The following is a 17,336-nucleotide window of genomic DNA, read 5'->3' on the forward strand; positions in this document are numbered from 1 at the left end:
GAACCACCACCGCCCTGATGCAGCGTCAGCCCACTAGACTCGAAACAGGCACGCTGACCAGGACAAATGGAGAAACGCAACTGGAGTACTAGTACTCCAGCAGCACTTTGATGCCTGACCGGGGAAAAACGTCGACCGGTGGGAGGGTAGCGGGCAGGCCGTCACGGGCGGGTTCTGCCTGCCTGCCCCTCGAAGGGGTGTCCCCGACGCCACGGGTGTCCTGGGCCGGGGAAGCCTCAGATCGTGATCACCGAACAGACAGCCGGGACCTGCGCGGACCACCTCTGCCACCGACCTCGACCTTGGTGAAGCGTCCGTTGGCGGGGTGCTCGGGTGGTGGTCGCTGTTCAACCTCCCCCGTGACGTCCATCACCGCAACACACGTCGGCGACGAAGACGCGGTGTGCACCGAGGCCTACTGAGGTGTACCCGTTCGTTGGACGACACACAAATGGCGGCCGGAACAACTCGTGGACCTGATCGAGCAGGCTGGACTGCGCCCGGTCGCCGAACTTCGGCTCCCTGCAGATGAGCAAAGCGGGCCGGGTCTGGTCGTCATGGCCAAGCAACCCGGCTGAGAATCAGGCGTCGGAAGCGGCACAGGGGCCCGTGCCGGGTAAGGCTCCTCCGGACTGGTCGCGACGCCAGTAACCGTCGGCGACCTGGCCCAAGAGGTCGACGAGCTCGGTGAGCGCCTGGTCCCCCTCAACGTCGATCTTGGCTGCCCCGGCTGCTCCGAACACGGATCCGCACGTCCTGACCGCTTCCAGGGCCGCCACGACCGGTCTGAACGCGCGTATTTTCACCCGGAATACGAAGGAGACCAAGTGCGTCGCGATCAAACAAACCAGCAATAGCGCCATCGTTGCTACGTATGCGAACACCGCCACGACACCGAATGGGAGCGGCACCGAAAGTGCTGGCGCGTCAGTAACCGCAGTGGTGAACCTCGCCGCCTGCCTCGTCAGGAACCCCGGCAGCACGACGACATATGTGCCGATATGTTCCGCGGGCGACGACATGGCCGAAGGTGACCCCTTGACCGTGCCATGCCATAGCCCCACGATGTGCGCGAACAACCGAACAGCCGATCCCAACAACCGAACAGACCGAACATCAGCCCGAACACCCGCACCACGACATGGCGTCGCAACTGAACAACCCCCCACACTCCCCACCCAGGAGACAGCATGCGACTTCGCATTCGCGGCAGAAAGACCGCGACCCTCGCGGCCTTTCTGGCGCTCGCAGTAGCCGCCCCCTTCACGGCCGAGGCCGCGCCCCCCGACCCCAAGGCCGCGCCCGCGCCGCCCGCCCCCGCCGAGGAGCAGATCCGGCAGTACGAGATCCATGGCGCGGCCGACGCCGAGGCCCGTACCGCACTCGCCGCCACCGGCGTATCGGTGGACGAGGCGGACGCGCATTCGGCCGTCGTCAGCGCCACCGCCACCCAGGCGAAGCGGCTGCGCGCCCTCGGCTATCGACTCGAAGCGCTGCCCGCGCCCCCGGCCAGGACCAACGGGCGGGCCGTCGAGCCGTTCGACTTCCCCTCGGCCGACGCGCGCTATCACAACTACGCCGAGATGAACGCCGAGATCAACCAGCGGATCGCCGCCCACCCGAACATCATCAGCAAGCGGGTCATCGGCAAGAGCTACCAGGGCCGGGACATCATCGCGATCAAGATCAGCGACAACGCCGCGACGGACGAGAACGAGCCCGAGGTGCTCTTCACGCACCACCAGCACGCGCGCGAGCACCTCACCGTCGAGATGGCGCTGTATCTGGTGCGCGAACTCGGCGACGACTACGGCACCGACTCTCGGGTCACCAACGCCGTGAACAGCCGTGAGATCTGGATCATCCCGGACGTCAACCCGGACGGCGGCGAGTACGACATCGCCACCGGCTCCTACCGCAGCTGGCGCAAGAACCGCCAGCCCAACTCCGGCTCCTCGGCAATCGGCACGGACCCCAACCGCAACTGGAACTTCAAGTGGGGCTGCTGCGGCGGCTCTTCGGGCTCCCCGAGCTCCGAGACGTTCCGCGGCGCGCGGGCCGAGTCCGCGCCCGAGGTCAAGGTGGTCGCCGACTTCACACGCAGCCGGGTCGTCGGCGGCAAGCAGCAGATCAAGGCGGGCATCGACTTCCACACCTACAGCGAGCTGGTGCTCTGGCCGTACGGCTACACCAACGCCGACACCGCACCCGGGATGACGCAGGACGACCGGAACGCCTTCGCGGCGGTCGGCCAGAAGATGGCCGCGAGCAACGGCTACACCCCGGAGCAGGCGAGCGACCTCTACATCACGGACGGGTCGATCGACGACTGGCTGTGGGGCAACCAGAAGATCTTCGCGTACACCTTCGAGATGTACCCGACGGGCTTCGGCGGCGGCGGCTTCTACCCGCCCGACGAGGTGATCGAGCGCGAGACGAACCGCAACCGGGACGCGGTTCTGCAGCTGGTTGAAAACGCCGACTGCATGTACCGCTCCATCGGCAAGGAGCAGCAGTACTGCGCGAGCTGACGGACAGAGCGCCCCGGGACAGTGTCGTCCCGGGGCGCTCTCGTACGTACGTATCCCTGCCGCTAGACCACCAGACTCAGCGCCGCCGCGACCGCGAAGCCCGCGAGAGACAGCACCGACTCCAGCACCGTCCACGACTTGAGGGTGTCCCGCTCCGATATCCCGAAGTATTTCGCCACGATCCAGAAGCCGCCGTCGTTGACGTGTGAGGCGAAGATCGAGCCGGCCGAGATCGCCATGATGACCAGCGCCAGGAATGCCTGCGAGTGGCCGCCGTTCTCGACCAGCGGCAGCACGATTCCGGCCGTGGTGACGATCGCGACCGTCGCCGAGCCCTGGGCCACCCGCAGCACCAGCGAGATCAGATAGGCGAGCACAATGATCGGCAGACCGATGCCGTTGAAGGTGTCGGAGAGCGCCTGTGCGACGCCGCTCCCCTTCAGTACGGCGCCGAAGACGCCGCCCGCGCCGACGACGAGCAGGATGTTGCCGACCGGCTTCAGCGAGGAGGTCGACACGGCCTCGAGGGACTTGCGGGACCAGCCGCGCCTGAGGCCCAGCAGGTAGTACGCCATCAGCAGCGCGATCGTCAGAGCGACGAAGGGGTTGCCGAAGAACTCGATGACCGAGCGCAGCGTGGAGGGGTCCAGCGCGATGGAGGAGAACGTCGCGGCGAGGATGAGGGCCAGCGGCGTACCGATGATGGTGAGGACCGTGCCGAGGGAGACCGGCTTCTCCTGCGGGGCGCGGCCGGCGGCGGTCTGCTCGGCGGCGACGGCGGCCTTGGCGTCCGCCGCCGCCTCCACCATGTCCTGCGGGACCTCGACGAACAGGCGCTTGCCGATCCAGGCGGCGTAGACCCAGGCGGCCAGAACGGCCGGGAGGCCGACGACGACGCCCATCAGGATGACCCAGCCCAGCGAGACATGGAGCAGACCCGCGGCGGCGACCGGGCCGGGGTGCGGCGGCAGGAAGGCATGGGGCATCGACAGACCCGCGAGCAGCGGCATCGCGTAGAGGATGACCGACTTGCCGGAGCGTTTGGCGGCGGCGTACACGATCGGCGCGAGGACGAAGATGCCTACGTCGAAGAAGACGGGGATGCCGAAGATCAGGCCGGTGAGGCCCATGGCGAGCGGGGCGCGCTTCTCGCCGAAGAGGTGCAGCAGACGGGTGCTCAGCACCTCGGCGCCGCCGGACACTTCGAGTATCGCGCCGAGCATGGTGCCGAGCCCGATGATGATCGCCACGTGCCCGAGGATGCCGCCCATGCCCTGCTCGATGACCGAGACGGCGGCGGATCTCTGAACCGTGCCGAAGAGCTCGGTGACGGACAGACCGGCGGCGAGGCCGACGGCTATGGAAACGGCGAGCAGCGCGACGAACGGCTGCAGCCGGACCTTGATGATCAGGAAGAGTAGGAGCGCGATGCCGAAGGCGGCGACGGTCAGCAGACCGGCGGTGCCGTCGATGAGCAGGAGCAGTCCACCGGTGTGGGGTGGGGCTGGTGGTGGGGAGTCAGCGGCTATGAGCATGGCGGGGGACCTCGCGGTTCGGGGGATTTTGGGCGTGGGGGATCACGGCGCGGCGCTTGGGGGAAGCGCGCCGCGCCGTGAAGTGCGGGGTGGAGCGGGATCAGCCGGAGATCAGCCGAGGACTGCCAGGGCGTCGATCTCGATCAGGAGGCCCTGGGGAAGGCCTACGTACACCGTCGTACGGGCGGAGGCGGGCGCCCTCAGTCCCTGTTCCTCGAAGTACGTGTTGTAGATCGCGTTCATCTCGGCGAAGTGGTCCACGTCCGTGAGGTAGACGCGCATCATCATCACGTCGTCCCAGCCCGCGCCGCCCTCTTCGAGGACCGCCTTGACGTTGGCGAGGGTCTGCAGGGTCTGCTCGCGCAGGGTCGGCCCGGCGGGCGTCGGCGGCTGTCCCTCGACGGCGGGCAGGAAGCCGACCTGACCGGCGACCTGGAGGATGTTCCCCTTGCGGACGCCGTGGGAGAACTTGGCGGGCGGGGCGGTGTGGGTGGCGGGGGTGATCGCGGTCTTCTCGGTCATGGGACTTCCTTCACAGGGCCGGTCATTCACTGAGGGGATACAGCGCCTGAGTACTCCCGGCTGATGGCGTCGGCGGTGCGGCGCAGCGCCGGGAGAAGGGTGAGGAGTTCCTCGGCGGTGACGACGACGTTCGGCGCGGAGACCGACATGGCGGCGACGGCGCGGCCGTCCGCGCCCCGGATGGGGGCGCCGATGCAGTTGATGGACTCCTCGTGGCCGCCGAGGTCGGTGGCCCATCCCTGTTCGCGGACGACGGCGAGCTCCTTGAGGAACGCGGCGGAGTTCGGGATCGAACGGGACGTGTACATGGGGTAGTCGAGCTTCTCGGCGAGCGCGCGCCGCTCGGCCTCGGGAAGGTCGGCGAGCAGCAGCTTCGCCACCGCGGCGACGGTAATGGCCACGGGTTTGCCGATCCGCGAGTACATCCGGACGGGATAGCGGCTCTCGACCTTGTCGATGTAGAGGACCTCGCTCTCCTGGTACACGGCGAGGTGGACGGTGTGCCCGATCTGCTCGTTGAGCGCGACGAGATGGGGGTGGGCGATCTCGCGTACGTCGAGATTCTCGACGGCCTCCTGTGCGAGGGCGAAGAGCCGGGCGCCGAGGCGGTAGCGCTGGTCCTGCTGGCGGTAGACGAGTCCGTGCTCGTGGAGCGTACGCAGCAGCCGCAACGCGGTGGACTTGTGCACGCCGAGGCGCTCGGCGACCTGCCCGAGGTCTGCGGGTCCCTGGGCGAGCAGCGGAAGGATGCTCAGCGCGCGGTCGACGGTCTGGCTCATGGGATACGTACCTCCTGCGGGTCCTGCGTGCCCTGCGGGTGCTGCTCCGCGGTCGCGGTCCAGCCGGGGCCGAGTCGCAGTCTCCCCCAGGCGCGCGCGTCGAGTGCGACCAGCCGGTCGGCATACGCCCGAGCGGGCGGCACGGCGAGATCCCCGGCGACGGTGAGGGTGGCGGCGGCCATGAGATGCCCGTACCGCAGCCGTTCGTTGGCGCGGAGCCCCCGCAGGGTGGCGGAGAGGAACCCGGCGGCGAAGGCGTCCCCGGCACCGACGGGTGCGACGACGTCGACGCGTGGTGCGGGCTCGTCGGTGACGGTGTCGGCGGCGGGACGGGCCGGAAGATCGGCCCCGCCGGCGTTTGAGGCGCTCGGGGTCCCCTCACACCCGCACGGCGTAGGGCTGGGGGTCCCCCCACACCCGCACGGCGTGGAGGGAGGGTCCGGGGCCGGAGCCTCCGGTTCGGGATGACGCGGGCAGGGGAACTGCGCCTCGCCGCGGGCGTACGCCACCGCCCCCCGCGCGCCCCTCTTCACCACCAGGACCTCCGGTTCCGGAAGCTCCGCGCGGATCGCCGCCGCGCCCCGTACGCCCCACGCCGCCTCCGCCTCGTCCTCGCCGACGAAGACGATGTCCGAACCCCGCGCCAGGTCCATCAGCACCCGCGGATCGGCCGCGTCGTGCCACAGGTTGACGCGGTAGTTCACGTCGAACGAGACGAGCGGGCGGCCCGGGAACCGCGTCGTGAGGGTGCGCATCAGGGACAGGCAGTCCGCCGAGAGCGCGGCCGTGATGCCGGACAGGTGCAGGATCCGCCCGGAGAACAGGTCCTCGTACCGCATCGTCGACGGTGACATCGCGGACGCCGCCGAACCGGCGCGGTAGTAGACGACTTCCGCGCGGTCCGGTTCCTCGCCCGCGGTGCCCGTCGCCCGCTCGCCCGCCGTACGGAAGTAGATCCCCGTCGGCCGGTGCGGATCGCGCTGGACCGCCGACGTGTCGACGCCGTACGACGCGATCGCCGCGACCAGGTGCTCGCCGAACCCGTCCGCGCCCACCCGCCCGATCCACTTCGCGCGGTGCCCGGACGCCGCCAGGCCGCACGCCACATTGGACTCGGCTCCGCCGATGCCGCGTACGAACGACGGCACGTCGGCGAGGCGGCCCGGAGCCGTCGGCACGAACGTGACCATGGACTCGCCAAGACAGACGATGTCCACTGGGCCGGGCACAGTCGACGTCGCGGTCACCGTCGCGGTCACGATCGCTCGAACTCCTCACTGGTCGGCCGCCGGGACATCATTGACCCGGCGTTGGCTCGGATGTTAGACAGCGTTGAGCGAAGTACGCAATGACCGTTGCACATAATGCAACGCAGGTAGGCGACCTCAAGGAGACTCCATGGCAGCCGACAACGCAGTCGGACGACTCGCCGACGAACCGGTCGACCACCGCTTCAAGGCACTCCCTCCGGACGCCGCGACCGCCGGCCTCACCGTCGGCGCCCTCGCCGCCGAGCGCCGCAACCTCTTCACCGGCGGCTTCACCACCCCCGTCCTCGCCCTCTCCGCCGAGTCGGTCGAGCACAACCTCGCAATCCTCGAGACGTACTCAGAGCGCCACGGCCTCGCCTTCGCCCCACACGGCAAGACCTCCATGTCCCCCCAGCTCTTCGCCCGCCAACTGGCCTACGGGGCCTGGGGCATCACCGCCGCCGTCCCCCACCAGGCCCGCGTCTACCGCGCCTACGGCATCCAGCGGATCTTCCTCGCCAACGAGGTCGTCGACCCCGCCGCGCTGCGCTGGCTCGCGCACGAGCTGGAGGCCGACCCCGACTTCCGCTTCATCTGTTACGTCGACTCCGTACGCGGCGTCGAGCTGATGGACGAGGCTCTCAGGTCCGCGGGCAGCACCCGCCCCCTCGACGTCGTCGTCGAACTCGGCGCCGGCGAGGCCGCCCGCACCGGAGCCCGTTCGGAATCCGACTGCGCCGCCGTCGCCGACGCCGTCGCGGCCACCCGTACCCTCCGCCTCGTCGGCGTCGCCGGCTACGAGGGCGAGGTCCCGCAGGCCGACGGCGACCGCGTCCGCGCCTGGCTGCACCGTCTGGTCTCCCTCGCCGCGGACTTCGACAAGTCCGGCCGCTTCGCCGCCCTGACAGAGACGGAGGAGATCGTCGTCAGCGCGGGCGGCAGCGCCTGGTTCGACGCGGTCGCGGACGTCTTCGCCGAGATCCCCGAACTCTCCCTTCCGGTACTGAAGTTGCTCCGCTCCGGCGCGTACGTCTCGCACGACGACGGCCACTACCGCCACCTCACCCCCTTCAACCGGGTCCCCGACGAGGGCGCCCTCCAGCCCGCGTTCCGCCTCTGGGCCCAGGTCGTCTCCCGCCCCACTCCGGAGCAGGCCTTCGTCAACGCGGGCAAGCGGGACGCGGCGTACGACCTCGATCTCCCCGAGGCCCAGGTCGTACGCGACGCCCGCACCGGCGAGATCCGGCCCGCCACCGGCATCACCATCAGCGGCCTGTCCGACCAGCACGGCTGGGTGCGCACCGCACCGGACGCGGACCTGGAGGTCGGCGACTGGGTCGGCATGGGCCTGTCCCACCCCTGCACGAGCTTCGACAAGTGGCAGCTGATCCCGCTGGTCGAGGCCGACGGCACGGTCACCGACTACATCCGCACCTTCTTCTGAGAGGCCGGGCCATGGATCTCGTCATATGCGGGGCACGCGTCATCGACGGCTCCGGCAGACCTTCGTACCGCGCGGACGTCGGCCTGGACGGCGGCCGCATCGCTGCCATACGTCGCCAGGGCGACCCCGCACTGTCCGCCGGACGCACCCTCGACGCGCACGGCCTCGCACTGTCCCCCGGCTTCATCGACATGCACGCGCACAGCGACCTCGCGCTGCTCCGCGACCCCGCGCACGAGGCGAAAGCCGCGCAGGGCGTGACCCTCGAAGTCCTCGGCCAGGACGGCCTCTCCTACGCGCCGGTGGACGATCGCACCCTCGACGCGGTCCGCAGATCCATCACCGGCTGGAACGGCGGTGCGCCCGGGGACACCTCCGTCGACTTCGACTGGCGTACGGTCGGCGAGTACCTGGACCGCCTCGACCGCGGCATCGCGGTCAACGCCGCATACCTCGTCCCGCAGGGCACCGTCCGGATATACGCGATGGGCTGGGACGACCGCCCCGCGACCGCCGAAGAGCTCACCCGCATGAAGCGGCTCGTCGCCGAGGGCCTGGAACAGGGCGCGGTCGGCATGTCGTCCGGCCTGACCTACACCCCCGGCATGTACGCGGGCGACTCCGAACTGACCGAGCTGTGCCGGGTGGTGGCCGACTACGACGGCTATTACTGCCCGCACCACCGCTCGTACGGCGCCGGCGCCCTTCAGGCGTACGAGGAGGTGGTCTCCCTGACCCGCGACGCCGGCTGCGCGCTGCATCTCGCTCACGCGACCATGAACTTCGGCGTGAACAAGGGCAGGGCGCCGGATCTGCTCGCCCTCCTCGACCGGGCGCTGGACGCCGGCGCGGACATCAGCCTCGACACATACCCGTACACCCCCGGCTGCACCACGCTCGTCGCGATGCTGCCGAGCTGGGCGAGCGAGGGCGGTCCGGAGGCGGTGCTCGTCCGCCTCCAGGACGACGAGACCGCCGAGAGGATCCGCCACCACATGGAGGAGATCGGCGCGGACGGCTGCCATGGCGTGCCCATCGAGTGGGACACGATCGAGATCTCGGGCGTGAGCGACCCGGGGCTCGCGAGCTGCGTCGGCAAGACGATCGCGCAGTCGGCCGCCCGGTGCGGCGAGGCCCCGTGGACCACGGCCCGGCGACTGCTGATCAACGACCGTCTCGGCTCGACGATCCTCCAGCACGTCGGCCACGAGGAGAACGTCCGGCAGATCATGCGCCACCGGGTCCACACCGGCGGCAGCGACGGCATCCTGCAGGGTTACAAGCCGCACCCGCGGGCGTACGGCACCTTCCCGCACTATCTCGGCCGGTACGCGAGGGAGCTGGGCATCCTCACCCTGGAGGAGACGGTCGCCCACCTCACCTCCCGCCCGGCCGCCCGGCTGCGGCTGCCGGACCGCGGCCTGGTCCGCGAGGGCTACCGCGCGGACCTGGTGCTGTTCGACCCGGACACGGTCGCGGCCGGCTCGACCTTCGAGGCCCCTCGTACGCTGCCGGTCGGCATCCCGCATGTGCTGATCGACGGCAGGTTCGTGATCGAGGACGGATCGAGGACGGACGTACTGGCCGGCCGCTCGGTCCGCCGGACGGAGCGCACGCCCGCCTAATCAGCGCACTCCCGCGTAATCAGCGCACTCCCGCGTAATCAGCGCACTCCCTGCGGCCGGAACTGGATGCTGATGCGCGGCCCCACGGCGCGCGCCGTCTTCGGCACGGCGTGCTCCCAGGTCCGCTGGCAGGAGCCGCCCATCACGATCAGATCGCCGTGCCCCAGTGGCCTTCGCAGCGGGGCACGGCCGCCCCCGCGGGGCCGCAGCACCAGATCGCGCGGGGCGCCGACCGACAGGATGGCGACCATGGTGTCCTCCCGGGAGCCGCGCCCCACGGTGTCGCCGTGCCAGGCCACGCTGTCCCGGCCGTCCCGGTAGTAGCAGAGCCCGGCGGTGGTGAACGGCTCGCCGAGCTCGGAGGCGTAATGCGCGCAAAGGGCGGCGCGGGCCTCGTCCAGGACGGGGTGCGGGAGAGCGTCCCGCACCCCGTAGAAGGCGAGCAGCCGCGGAACTGCCACCTCGTGTTCGTACATCTGCCGCCGCTCGGCCCGCCACGGCACACCGGCGGCGAGCTCCTCGAAGAGGGCGTCCGCCCCGCCGAGCCACCCGGGGAGCATGTCGATCCACGCCCCGTCCCCGAGCACCGTCCGCCGTACGTCCCTCAGCGGACCGAGTCGGATCTCGTCGGTCTGGTCGAAGAGCGAACCCTGGAGATGTGCTGCCATGCCTCCAGGGTAACCAGATAATCGAACGTATTGCCGAATCAGCTCACGGCTTCGGCAGCGCGCAGCCCGGTCGGCCCAGGTCGATCTTGTTGTCGAGGCCGACACAGGGGACTATCCCGTATGTCTGCTGCGCGTAATTGATCCCGCGGCGGACCGTGACCGCGCCGTTCTCGTCGACCTCGCAGGGGTTGTTGTCGGTGCAGCGCCCGCCGTTCTCGTTGCCCGTGTTGTTGACGGCGACGACCTTGCCCGTCGCGTTGTCGACGACGGGCGAGCCCGAGGTGCCGCCGATGGTGTTGCAGCTGGAGGTGTAGCGGACCGAGTCCTTCCAGGTCCACTCACCCTCCTTGAGGCGGTACGCGAAGCCGTCGATGTTGCAGCTGTAGATGCGCTTCCAGTACCCGGAGACAACCTTGATGGCGGTGCCCTGCACCGGGTGCGCGGCGTTGAGCTCGAGCGCCTTGATGCCGTACCGGCTCTGTATCTGCTGGTAGGTGCTGGTGAGTTGGTACAGCGAGACGTCGGTGTCCGTCATCGTCGCGTACGCGATCTTGCCGGCCCGCAGTGTCGCGACTCTGGTGCCCGCGGAGTTGAGCAGGCCGAAGCTGCGGCTGGACGGCTGGTCGACTATGACCTCGCCCGCGGCCGGGAAGCCGCTCTCTATGCAGTGCCCGTTGGAGAGTACGAGGGCGGGGTCGTCGGGCTCCGAGGCCGGCATGCGCACCACCGATCCGGAACAGTTGCTGAGCGCCACCGTCCCGGCGAAGTCGACTGCTCTGGCGTCGACTTGGGAAGCGGTGGCCGCGTCGTGCGACGCCGTGTCCGGACCTGCGGCCGCGACCGCGGGCGCCGTGCCTGCCCCGAGGAGTCCGAGGACGAGCAGGGCACCGGCGAGAGGCTTGTTCATGTGGGGGTCCCCTCTTGCGACTTCTGACCGAAGGGTTCCTTCGGTTTGTCATGCGCATTGTTGGGGGATCGGCCGCCATCGACAAGGGACTGATTCCGGTCAGTCCGCTCCGTAACCGAGGCTGTCAGCCGCGTAGTCGGCTCACCGGCAGCAGAACGTGGGCCGCCGTGGCGAGCGTCCGCTCGTCGCCGAGGAAGGACTGGAGCGCCTCCTCGGTGACGGGCTTGCCCGGGACGGCGTCCGGCCAGGGGCGGCTGGCGATCAGGAGGTGCGCATGACCGCGCTCCTCGACGGCACGGAGCCACTGAGGCGGGGCGGGGCACTGGGCGCTGAGGTAGGGCATGTTGAGGACGGCACGGCCGCCTTCGACCAGCAGCCTGATCGGGGAGCGGGCCGAGCGGGTGCTGTCGGCCATGTGGTCGCCGGCCGAGAGCCCGGCCTCCTCGATCACCGCCAGCACGGCCGCCTCCCCCGCCTGCGCACCGTCGGCGCCGTCGCCGAGGGAGTAGGCGAGCAGATACGGCATGTCGTGCCCCTCGTCGGGGTCACCGATCCACGCGAGCACAGAAAGGGTGCCCAACTGGCTGCGCAGTACGGCGTTCTTGGAAGAGCTGGCAGTGGTCATGGCTCGGCACCCTAGGCCCTGCAAACGCCCCCCACCTCACCCGTTCACCTGGATGGACGAAGGCGCCCGCCGCCAATTCCGCGCTTCCCCACCGTGCCCGGCCCGGGGCGAAAATCCGTTCCCGCCGTACTCCACCTCCGTACCACGGCAGTGACTTCGCCCCGCGGGCGCGCGTTGGCCGACTTATGGCAAGGACTACAACGTCTGCCCGATGGCAGCGCGTCCAGACGGCCGCAGTGCCGAACCCGATGAGTTCGCCCACCGGGACCCCGATCTACGAACAGCTGGTCCGGGAGTGGGCCGACGCCGACCGCACACTGCCAGGCCTGCCCGACATGGAGTGGACCCGACTCGCCCACTGTCCGGCGCGGTCGGGCTTCGAAGCTGAGAGCCGCCCCGCTCCGCCGCCTCAGCGCAGGGGCTGGCTCCATGACCGCCACCCGGTCTGATTCCGCCCATGCCGTGGAATGCGGGGGTTTCCGCCGCAGCCAGAACTCGTTACCCAGGACGACGGCGGCGACGAACGCGGCCGGGGAAAGGGATGCGAAAAGATGAAGTACTCGCGGGTTGCCGCAATCGTTGCCGGTTCCGTCGTGGCGATGGGGGGTCTCCCGCCTTCGCCGCCAGTACGACGCCCATGCCTCCCATGAGCCTCAACGGTGGCCTTGAGACCCTCGGCTCGGCGCCTGCCCTCGATCTGACCGACGGGCGTTCCGCGGTGAACTCGGTCGCCGACACCGCGACCGACCTCAACAACGTCAAGGGCGCCGCCCCGCAGCAGACCCTCGAGACGGTCGGCGAAGTCGCCCCGCTGCTGGGTGGCGTCGAACTGGGCGGCTGAACCGGCCTTCTGGGAGAGCGCGTTCGGCAGGGGGTGCAGCCATCGGCGGCTGCACCCCCTGCCGTTCTGCGGGTCCAGGTCAGGGACACAATGCAGGGGTGGTGCCACCGGCAGATACCGATGACACCACCCCGATGCGAAGCGCGGTCAGCCGTTGGCCGCGACGTTGCCGAAGGCCGGGTTGAGCAGGCCGATGACGTTGACGCTGTTGCCCGACACGTTGGCCGGCAGGTGCACCGGGAGCTCCGCCACGTTGCCGGACAGCACACCCGGTGAGCTCTGGGCGACGGCCTCCGCACCGGCGTCGGCGAAGGCGGATCCGGCAGCGGATCCGGCAGCGAGACCGGCGGTGGCCAGAACGAAAGCGGCCTTCTTGACAGAATTCATGGGATAGCACCTTCTGTTCGATGTTTTGCCCGACATAGGGCTCACAGGAATCGCAACGGATTGCCCCCCGGAGATGACACGGCCCACGACGCCGGTACCCCCTGTTCGGCCCAACGCCCTTAGTAGCAACGCAATGTGTGATCCACTCGCCGCCCCGGCGCGGTACGGGCCATTTGGGTGAACCCGGACAACCCCGGAGAACCAATGTCCCGAGTCAGTAGTTCTCCAGGGCGCTCCAGTAGCGGGCATCGACGCGACCACGCGACCATGCAACAGAAGGACGGAACATGCTCAAGAAGGTTATGACCACTGCGGCACTTACCCTTTCCGTGGCGGCCGCGGGAGCGACGATGGCGCCGCAGGCCATGGCCATCGGCGACGACGGCGGTACGACGTCGCAGAGCGGAAACGACGCCGTGCAGATGTATGGCAACTCCGAGACCTTCGGGGACATGAGCCCGCAGATCGGCCTCATCCAGGGCTCGCTCAACAAGCCCTGTGTGGGTCTTCCCGCCAAGGCCGACGTCGGCTCCCTCGTCGGCGTCGTACCGATCTCGGCCCAGGACATCCCGGTCCTCTCGGCCCCGCAGAACCAGCAGTGCAGCGAGAACTCCACCCAGGTCAAGGGTGACGAGCCGCTGTCGCACGTCCTCAGCAACATCCCCGTGCTTTCGGGCAACGGCGAGGGCAACAGCTGAGCCCGAGCAGCAGACCGAAGTCCCCGGCGCCGGTTGCCGGGGACTTCGCTGTGTCCGGTTGCGTCTCTGTCATACGTCTCTGCGTACGCCTCTGTCCGGGTCAGCCGGTCCAGAAGTCCCACCAGCGGGTCAGGATGAGCATCCCGATGATGCCGGTCCACAGGACCGGCGGCATCCAGTGGAACTCCAGCAGCCCCTTGCTCCGGCCGCACCCGTGATCACCAGAAGCCACGCGAACCCACGACTGCCGCCGACTTCTCTCTCGAAAGCCCGTCGCCTTCTCCCATGGCCGACGGACACCCGTCCGCCGGTCGCCGTAATCGTCATATGGTTTCACCGCTCCGATAGCGAACTGGGGGCCTGACTGTGCCTCCATCCAGAATGGCGAATGCCCGCCAAAATCCATTCGGCAAACGGATGAAACCGGACCCTGTAGATCATTGAGCCATGGTGAAATGAACGCGCAGACCGTGCATGTTATCCGCTCCGGGTGCACGCCTCCAGCCGACGGCGCATGCGCCGTGGGGCGGCCGTGCTTCCTATCTGGCATGGCATACCTGGGCGGGACGGTCCGCATCATCGGCGGAGGGCCGCAAGACCCTCCGCCGATATCGCGCAGGGGCGTGCCGACGGCGCTACGACATTCGGGTGAAGGCACGGAACCAAACTCGTCAGGACCCGGTTGATCAGCCTGCTCCACGATCGGTCGTTCAAAGCGAAGAGGGACAAACAGTGATCAAGAGGATTCTGACCGCCGCGATGGTTACCGCTTCAATGGTCGGCGTCGGCGCGGCGATGGCACCGCAGGCCATGGCAATCGGCGACGACGGGGGCACCACGTCGACCAGCGGCAACAACGCCCTTCAGAGCTACGGCAACTCCAGCACCAGCGGTGTGATGAGCCCGCAGATCGGCCTCGTCCAGGGCTCGCTGAACAAGCCCTGCGTCGGCCTTCCCGCCAAGGCCGACGTCGGCTCCCTCGTCGGCGTCGTACCGATCTCGGCCCAGGACATCCCCGTCCTCTCGGCCCCGCAGAACCAGCAGTGCGCCGAGAACTCCACCCAGGTCAAGGGTGACGAGCCGCTGTCGCACATCCTCAGCAACATCCCCGTCCTGTCGGGTAACGGAACGCAGAACCAGTAGTACTCATGCTCGGTGCGTCAGACGTTTCGGCAAATGCAAATACGCACCTTGAGCCACTGATTCACCACCCTGGAGAATCCTCTCGACAGTTCGACAAATTACACGTGCTGCATACGAGTGACTTTCCGGACTCGCAGCCTTGTAGAGGTTTCTTCATGGGAATCCATTCGTTACAAGTGCGCAGAGGTGTTCCACAGGAAACTGGCTGCGCAGCGCGAAGGTCGCGCCTGCGCATTACACCGCTGCCGAAAGGATCGAAATGAAGCACAAGAAGGTCGCAACCGTCGCCGCGGGCGTCATCATGGCCCTGGGCGGCGCCGCGCCCGCCATGGCCGACGCGGGTGCCCAGGGTGCCGCTGTCGGCTCTCCGGGCGTTCTCTCCGGCAACGTGATTTTGGTTCCGCTTCACGTTCCGGTCAACGCCTGCGGCAACACCGCCAGCGTTATTGGCCTGCTCAACCCTACCTTCGGCAACGCCTGCAGCACCGCCTGACAGCCCAGCAGCCCGCACAGGGCCCAGTGGCACAAGACCCCGGAGAGCATCGCAGTGCTCTCCGGGGTCTTCCGGCTACTTCAGGCCCACTCGACCGCGGCCGATAACGGCTCTGTTCAACCCCCGCGCCGGTCCCTACCATTCCCATCGATCCGGCTCTTCGAGAAGCACTCAGAACTATTTGAAGAGTTGACATGCCCATGCACTTCTTTGGGCTGTCTCCGGGTGAACCCCTCACATTTCCCCGATGGGAGAATCATGTCTCGTACACTTATTGCGGGCGGCGCGACAGCGGCATTTCTTGCTTCGCTGCTTGCAGCGCAAGACGCTTCCGCAGTCAGCATCGCGCCCCCGGACAAAATCACGATCGACATCGCGACGGTGAACGGATCGGGGTGTCGCCCGGGGACCGCCGCGGTGGCCGTGTCCGGGGACAACACCGCCTTCACCGTGACGTACAGCGAGTACCTCGCGAAGGTCGGCGTGGGCGCAGGGCCGACCGACTACCGGAAGAACTGTCAGCTCAACCTCGTTGTGCACGTCCCGCAGGGCTTCACGTACGCGATCGCCAGCGCCGACTACCGCGGCTTCGCAAGCCTGCAGCCCGGCGCCACTGCCGTCCAGAAAGCGTCGTACTACTTCCAGGGCTCGCCGGACACGGCGGCGAGAAATCACCCCTTCAAGGGCCCGATCGACGACAACTGGCAGGCGACCGACTCCACGGAATGGGGTCAGATGGTGTGGGCGCCGTGCGGGGTGAAACGTAACTTCAACATCAACACCGAAGTACGGGTCAATGCCGGAACCTCGGATCCGAAGAAAACGACGAGCTTCATGACGATGGACTCGACGGACGGTGAGATCAACACCATCTACCGGCTCGCATGGAAGGAATGCGAGGAGTCCTGAGCGAACGCTGCGCCCCGGCTGCCTTCCCGGCGGCCGGGGCGTGCGCGGCACGGGGCGGGTACGCCCCCTCGGCCACACCCCCGTCGCTACGCCGCCACGCGCAGCGGGGCGAGCGCTGCCGACCAGGCGATGAGCTCGTCGAGCATCTCGTGCAGCGCCGGCTCATGGTGCTCGGCCGGCTCGCACACGCCGGGGTCGGCCGGGTCCGCCGGGCAACTCACTTGCCACCTGGCGCAGTTGCTCGACAGCGCGGCTGCCGCCATTGATCGCGTAGCTGACGAATCCGGCCGCCTTGTGCTGGCCGGCGGAGCGTGGACTGCCGCGCATCGAGGACGCCGACCGCGCGACCATTCACTTTCTGGTGCTGGTCTCCGTCGCCGAACCGTCCCGGCCACGGCTCGTCCTCACGGACAAGGAGCGGGACGAGATCGCGACCGCCGGGGTACGCACGTTCCTCCACGGATACCTGGGATGAGGCACACCGCCCCTACTGTGTGCCCATGACCGAGACCTGGCAGCCCACCGACCCCGGCGTCCTGCGCCTGCCCTCCGGACGCCTCGTCCGGGGGCGCGGCCTGCGCCGCCCGCTCCCGCCCGGTCCGACGCCCACGTACGCCGTCCATCTGCTCGGCAAGCAGCCGCCCGAGGTCCCCTGGGAAGTCCGATGGCTGCGCTGGCCGGACTTCTGGCTGCCCGGCAGCCACGCCGACGCCAGGGCCGTCCTCTGCGAGGCGTGGCAGCGCGCCGCCGACGGGCGCGTCGAGATCGCCTGCGGCGGCGGCCGCGGGCGCACCGGCACGGCGCTTGCCTGTATCGCCGTGCTCGACGGGGTGCCTGCCGACCGGGCCGTGGAGTTCGTACGGCAGAACTACGACGCACGCGCCGTCGAGACCCCCTGGCAGAAGCGCTACGTCCGCCGATTCGCCGGGTGACCGGAAGAACCGCCGGTCACCCGAATCCGACCCGCTCCAGCCAGAAG

General features: G+C 68.8%; 21 protein-coding genes and 1 pseudogene. 11 read left to right on the forward strand and 11 right to left on the reverse strand.

The window, feature by feature from the left end; all coding sequences use genetic code 11:
• Positions 1-283: 283 nt before the first annotated feature.
• Positions 284-578: pseudogene (locus ACFYWY_RS30560) on the forward strand (SAM-dependent methyltransferase); the annotation flags it as partial.
• Between the two features lie 3 nt (positions 579-581).
• Here the strand turns inward: ACFYWY_RS30560 and ACFYWY_RS30565 are convergent.
• Positions 582-1,022 carry a hypothetical protein gene (locus ACFYWY_RS30565; RefSeq protein WP_389192123.1) on the reverse strand — a complete coding sequence of 147 codons (441 nt, stop codon included), beginning with the start codon at positions 1,020-1,022 and terminating at the stop codon, positions 582-584.
• Positions 1,023-1,190: 168 nt separating this feature from the next.
• Here ACFYWY_RS30565 and ACFYWY_RS30570 point away from each other — a divergent pair, with 168 nt between their 5' ends.
• A complete protein-coding gene (locus tag ACFYWY_RS30570) occupies positions 1,191-2,531 on the forward strand; it encodes a M14 family metallopeptidase (protein ID WP_389192126.1) in 1,341 nt (446 codons plus the stop codon).
• A gap of 62 nt (positions 2,532-2,593) precedes the next feature.
• On the opposite strand, the gene ACFYWY_RS30575 is transcribed toward ACFYWY_RS30570, so the two are convergent.
• The 4 genes from ACFYWY_RS30575 to ACFYWY_RS30590 all read right to left on the reverse strand — a co-directional run bounded on the left by ACFYWY_RS30575 (position 2,594) and on the right by ACFYWY_RS30590 (position 6,626).
• The gene (locus ACFYWY_RS30575) at positions 2,594-4,066 is read right to left on the reverse strand and encodes a GntP family permease (RefSeq protein ID WP_389192129.1); all 1,473 of its coding nucleotides are present in this window, start codon (positions 4,064-4,066) and stop codon (positions 2,594-2,596) included.
• Between the two features lie 111 nt (positions 4,067-4,177).
• Complete coding sequence (locus tag ACFYWY_RS30580) at positions 4,178-4,588, reverse strand: RidA family protein (RefSeq protein ID WP_389192132.1); 411 nt, start codon at positions 4,586-4,588, stop codon at positions 4,178-4,180.
• 26 nt (positions 4,589-4,614) lie between these two features.
• On the reverse strand, positions 4,615-5,367 hold the full coding sequence (locus ACFYWY_RS30585; RefSeq protein WP_389192136.1) for an IclR family transcriptional regulator: 753 nt from the start codon (positions 5,365-5,367) through the stop codon (positions 4,615-4,617).
• Positions 5,364-6,626, reverse strand: coding sequence for a sugar kinase (locus ACFYWY_RS30590; RefSeq protein WP_389192139.1), 1,263 nt, complete (start codon positions 6,624-6,626; stop codon positions 5,364-5,366). The genes ACFYWY_RS30585 and ACFYWY_RS30590 overlap by 4 nt, the downstream gene beginning before the upstream one ends.
• A 139-nt stretch (positions 6,627-6,765) precedes the next feature.
• Here ACFYWY_RS30590 and ACFYWY_RS30595 point away from each other — a divergent pair, with 139 nt between their 5' ends.
• Both ACFYWY_RS30595 and ACFYWY_RS30600 read left to right on the forward strand, forming a co-directional pair.
• Positions 6,766-8,061: an amino acid deaminase gene (locus ACFYWY_RS30595; protein ID WP_389192142.1), complete on the forward strand. Its 1,296-nt coding sequence runs from the start codon at positions 6,766-6,768 to the stop codon at positions 8,059-8,061.
• 11 nt (positions 8,062-8,072) lie between these two features.
• Positions 8,073-9,686: an amidohydrolase family protein gene (locus tag ACFYWY_RS30600; RefSeq protein ID WP_389192145.1), complete on the forward strand. Its 1,614-nt coding sequence runs from the start codon at positions 8,073-8,075 to the stop codon at positions 9,684-9,686.
• Between the two features lie 38 nt (positions 9,687-9,724).
• Here ACFYWY_RS30600 and ACFYWY_RS30605 read toward each other — a convergent pair whose 3' ends face one another.
• The 3 genes from ACFYWY_RS30605 to ACFYWY_RS30615 all read right to left on the reverse strand — a co-directional run bounded on the left by ACFYWY_RS30605 (position 9,725) and on the right by ACFYWY_RS30615 (position 11,886).
• Positions 9,725-10,354 (reverse strand): alpha-ketoglutarate-dependent dioxygenase AlkB, encoded by a 630-nt coding sequence (locus ACFYWY_RS30605; protein WP_389192148.1) that lies wholly within the window; start codon positions 10,352-10,354, stop codon positions 9,725-9,727.
• A gap of 43 nt (positions 10,355-10,397) precedes the next feature.
• Positions 10,398-11,261 carry a serine protease gene (locus ACFYWY_RS30610; RefSeq protein WP_389192151.1) on the reverse strand — a complete coding sequence of 288 codons (864 nt, stop codon included), beginning with the start codon at positions 11,259-11,261 and terminating at the stop codon, positions 10,398-10,400.
• Positions 11,262-11,385: 124 nt separating this feature from the next.
• Positions 11,386-11,886 carry a DUF5949 family protein gene (locus ACFYWY_RS30615; protein ID WP_389192155.1) on the reverse strand — a complete coding sequence of 167 codons (501 nt, stop codon included), beginning with the start codon at positions 11,884-11,886 and terminating at the stop codon, positions 11,386-11,388.
• Positions 11,887-12,532: 646 nt separating this feature from the next.
• On the opposite strand from ACFYWY_RS30615, the gene ACFYWY_RS30620 reads away from it, so the two are divergent.
• Positions 12,533-12,727 carry a hypothetical protein gene (locus tag ACFYWY_RS30620; protein WP_389192159.1) on the forward strand — a complete coding sequence of 65 codons (195 nt, stop codon included), beginning with the start codon at positions 12,533-12,535 and terminating at the stop codon, positions 12,725-12,727.
• Between the two features lie 147 nt (positions 12,728-12,874).
• Here the strand turns inward: ACFYWY_RS30620 and ACFYWY_RS30625 are convergent, their stop codons facing one another.
• Positions 12,875-13,114, reverse strand: a complete 240-nt coding sequence (locus ACFYWY_RS30625; protein ID WP_389192162.1) for a chaplin — start codon at positions 13,112-13,114, stop codon at positions 12,875-12,877.
• 287 nt (positions 13,115-13,401) lie between these two features.
• Here ACFYWY_RS30625 and ACFYWY_RS30630 point away from each other — a divergent pair, with 287 nt between their 5' ends.
• Entirely contained in the window at positions 13,402-13,812 is a 411-nt protein-coding gene (locus ACFYWY_RS30630; RefSeq protein ID WP_389192165.1) for a rodlin, read from the forward strand.
• Positions 13,813-13,912: 100 nt separating this feature from the next.
• Here ACFYWY_RS30630 and ACFYWY_RS30635 read toward each other — a convergent pair whose 3' ends face one another.
• Complete coding sequence (locus ACFYWY_RS30635; protein ID WP_389192362.1) at positions 13,913-14,044, reverse strand: hypothetical protein; 132 nt, start codon at positions 14,042-14,044, stop codon at positions 13,913-13,915.
• A 500-nt stretch (positions 14,045-14,544) separates the two neighbouring features.
• Here ACFYWY_RS30635 and ACFYWY_RS30640 point away from each other — a divergent pair, with 500 nt between their 5' ends.
• The 3 genes from ACFYWY_RS30640 (at position 14,545) to ACFYWY_RS30650 (ending at position 16,357) form a co-directional block, all read left to right on the forward strand.
• Positions 14,545-14,955 (forward strand): rodlin, encoded by a 411-nt coding sequence (locus tag ACFYWY_RS30640; RefSeq protein WP_389192168.1) that lies wholly within the window; start codon positions 14,545-14,547, stop codon positions 14,953-14,955.
• 259 nt (positions 14,956-15,214) lie between these two features.
• Complete coding sequence (locus tag ACFYWY_RS30645) at positions 15,215-15,448, forward strand: chaplin (RefSeq protein ID WP_389192171.1); 234 nt, start codon at positions 15,215-15,217, stop codon at positions 15,446-15,448.
• A gap of 258 nt (positions 15,449-15,706) precedes the next feature.
• Positions 15,707-16,357 (forward strand): DUF4360 domain-containing protein, encoded by a 651-nt coding sequence (locus tag ACFYWY_RS30650; protein ID WP_389192352.1) that lies wholly within the window; start codon positions 15,707-15,709, stop codon positions 16,355-16,357.
• 86 nt (positions 16,358-16,443) lie between these two features.
• Here the strand turns inward: ACFYWY_RS30650 and ACFYWY_RS30655 are convergent, their stop codons facing one another.
• Positions 16,444-16,578: a hypothetical protein gene (locus ACFYWY_RS30655; RefSeq protein ID WP_389192173.1), complete on the reverse strand. Its 135-nt coding sequence runs from the start codon at positions 16,576-16,578 to the stop codon at positions 16,444-16,446.
• A gap of 71 nt (positions 16,579-16,649) precedes the next feature.
• Here ACFYWY_RS30655 and ACFYWY_RS30660 point away from each other — a divergent pair, with 71 nt between their 5' ends.
• Entirely contained in the window at positions 16,650-16,832 is a 183-nt protein-coding gene (locus ACFYWY_RS30660; RefSeq protein WP_389192176.1) for a hypothetical protein, read from the forward strand.
• Between the two features lie 25 nt (positions 16,833-16,857).
• A complete protein-coding gene (locus tag ACFYWY_RS30665; protein WP_389192179.1) occupies positions 16,858-17,289 on the forward strand; it encodes a protein phosphatase in 432 nt (143 codons plus the stop codon).
• The last annotated feature ends 47 nt before the right edge of the window (positions 17,290-17,336 follow it).

This window comes from Streptomyces sp. NPDC002870 (assembly GCF_042888505.1).
GTDB lineage: Bacteria > Actinomycetota > Actinomycetes > Streptomycetales > Streptomycetaceae > Streptomyces.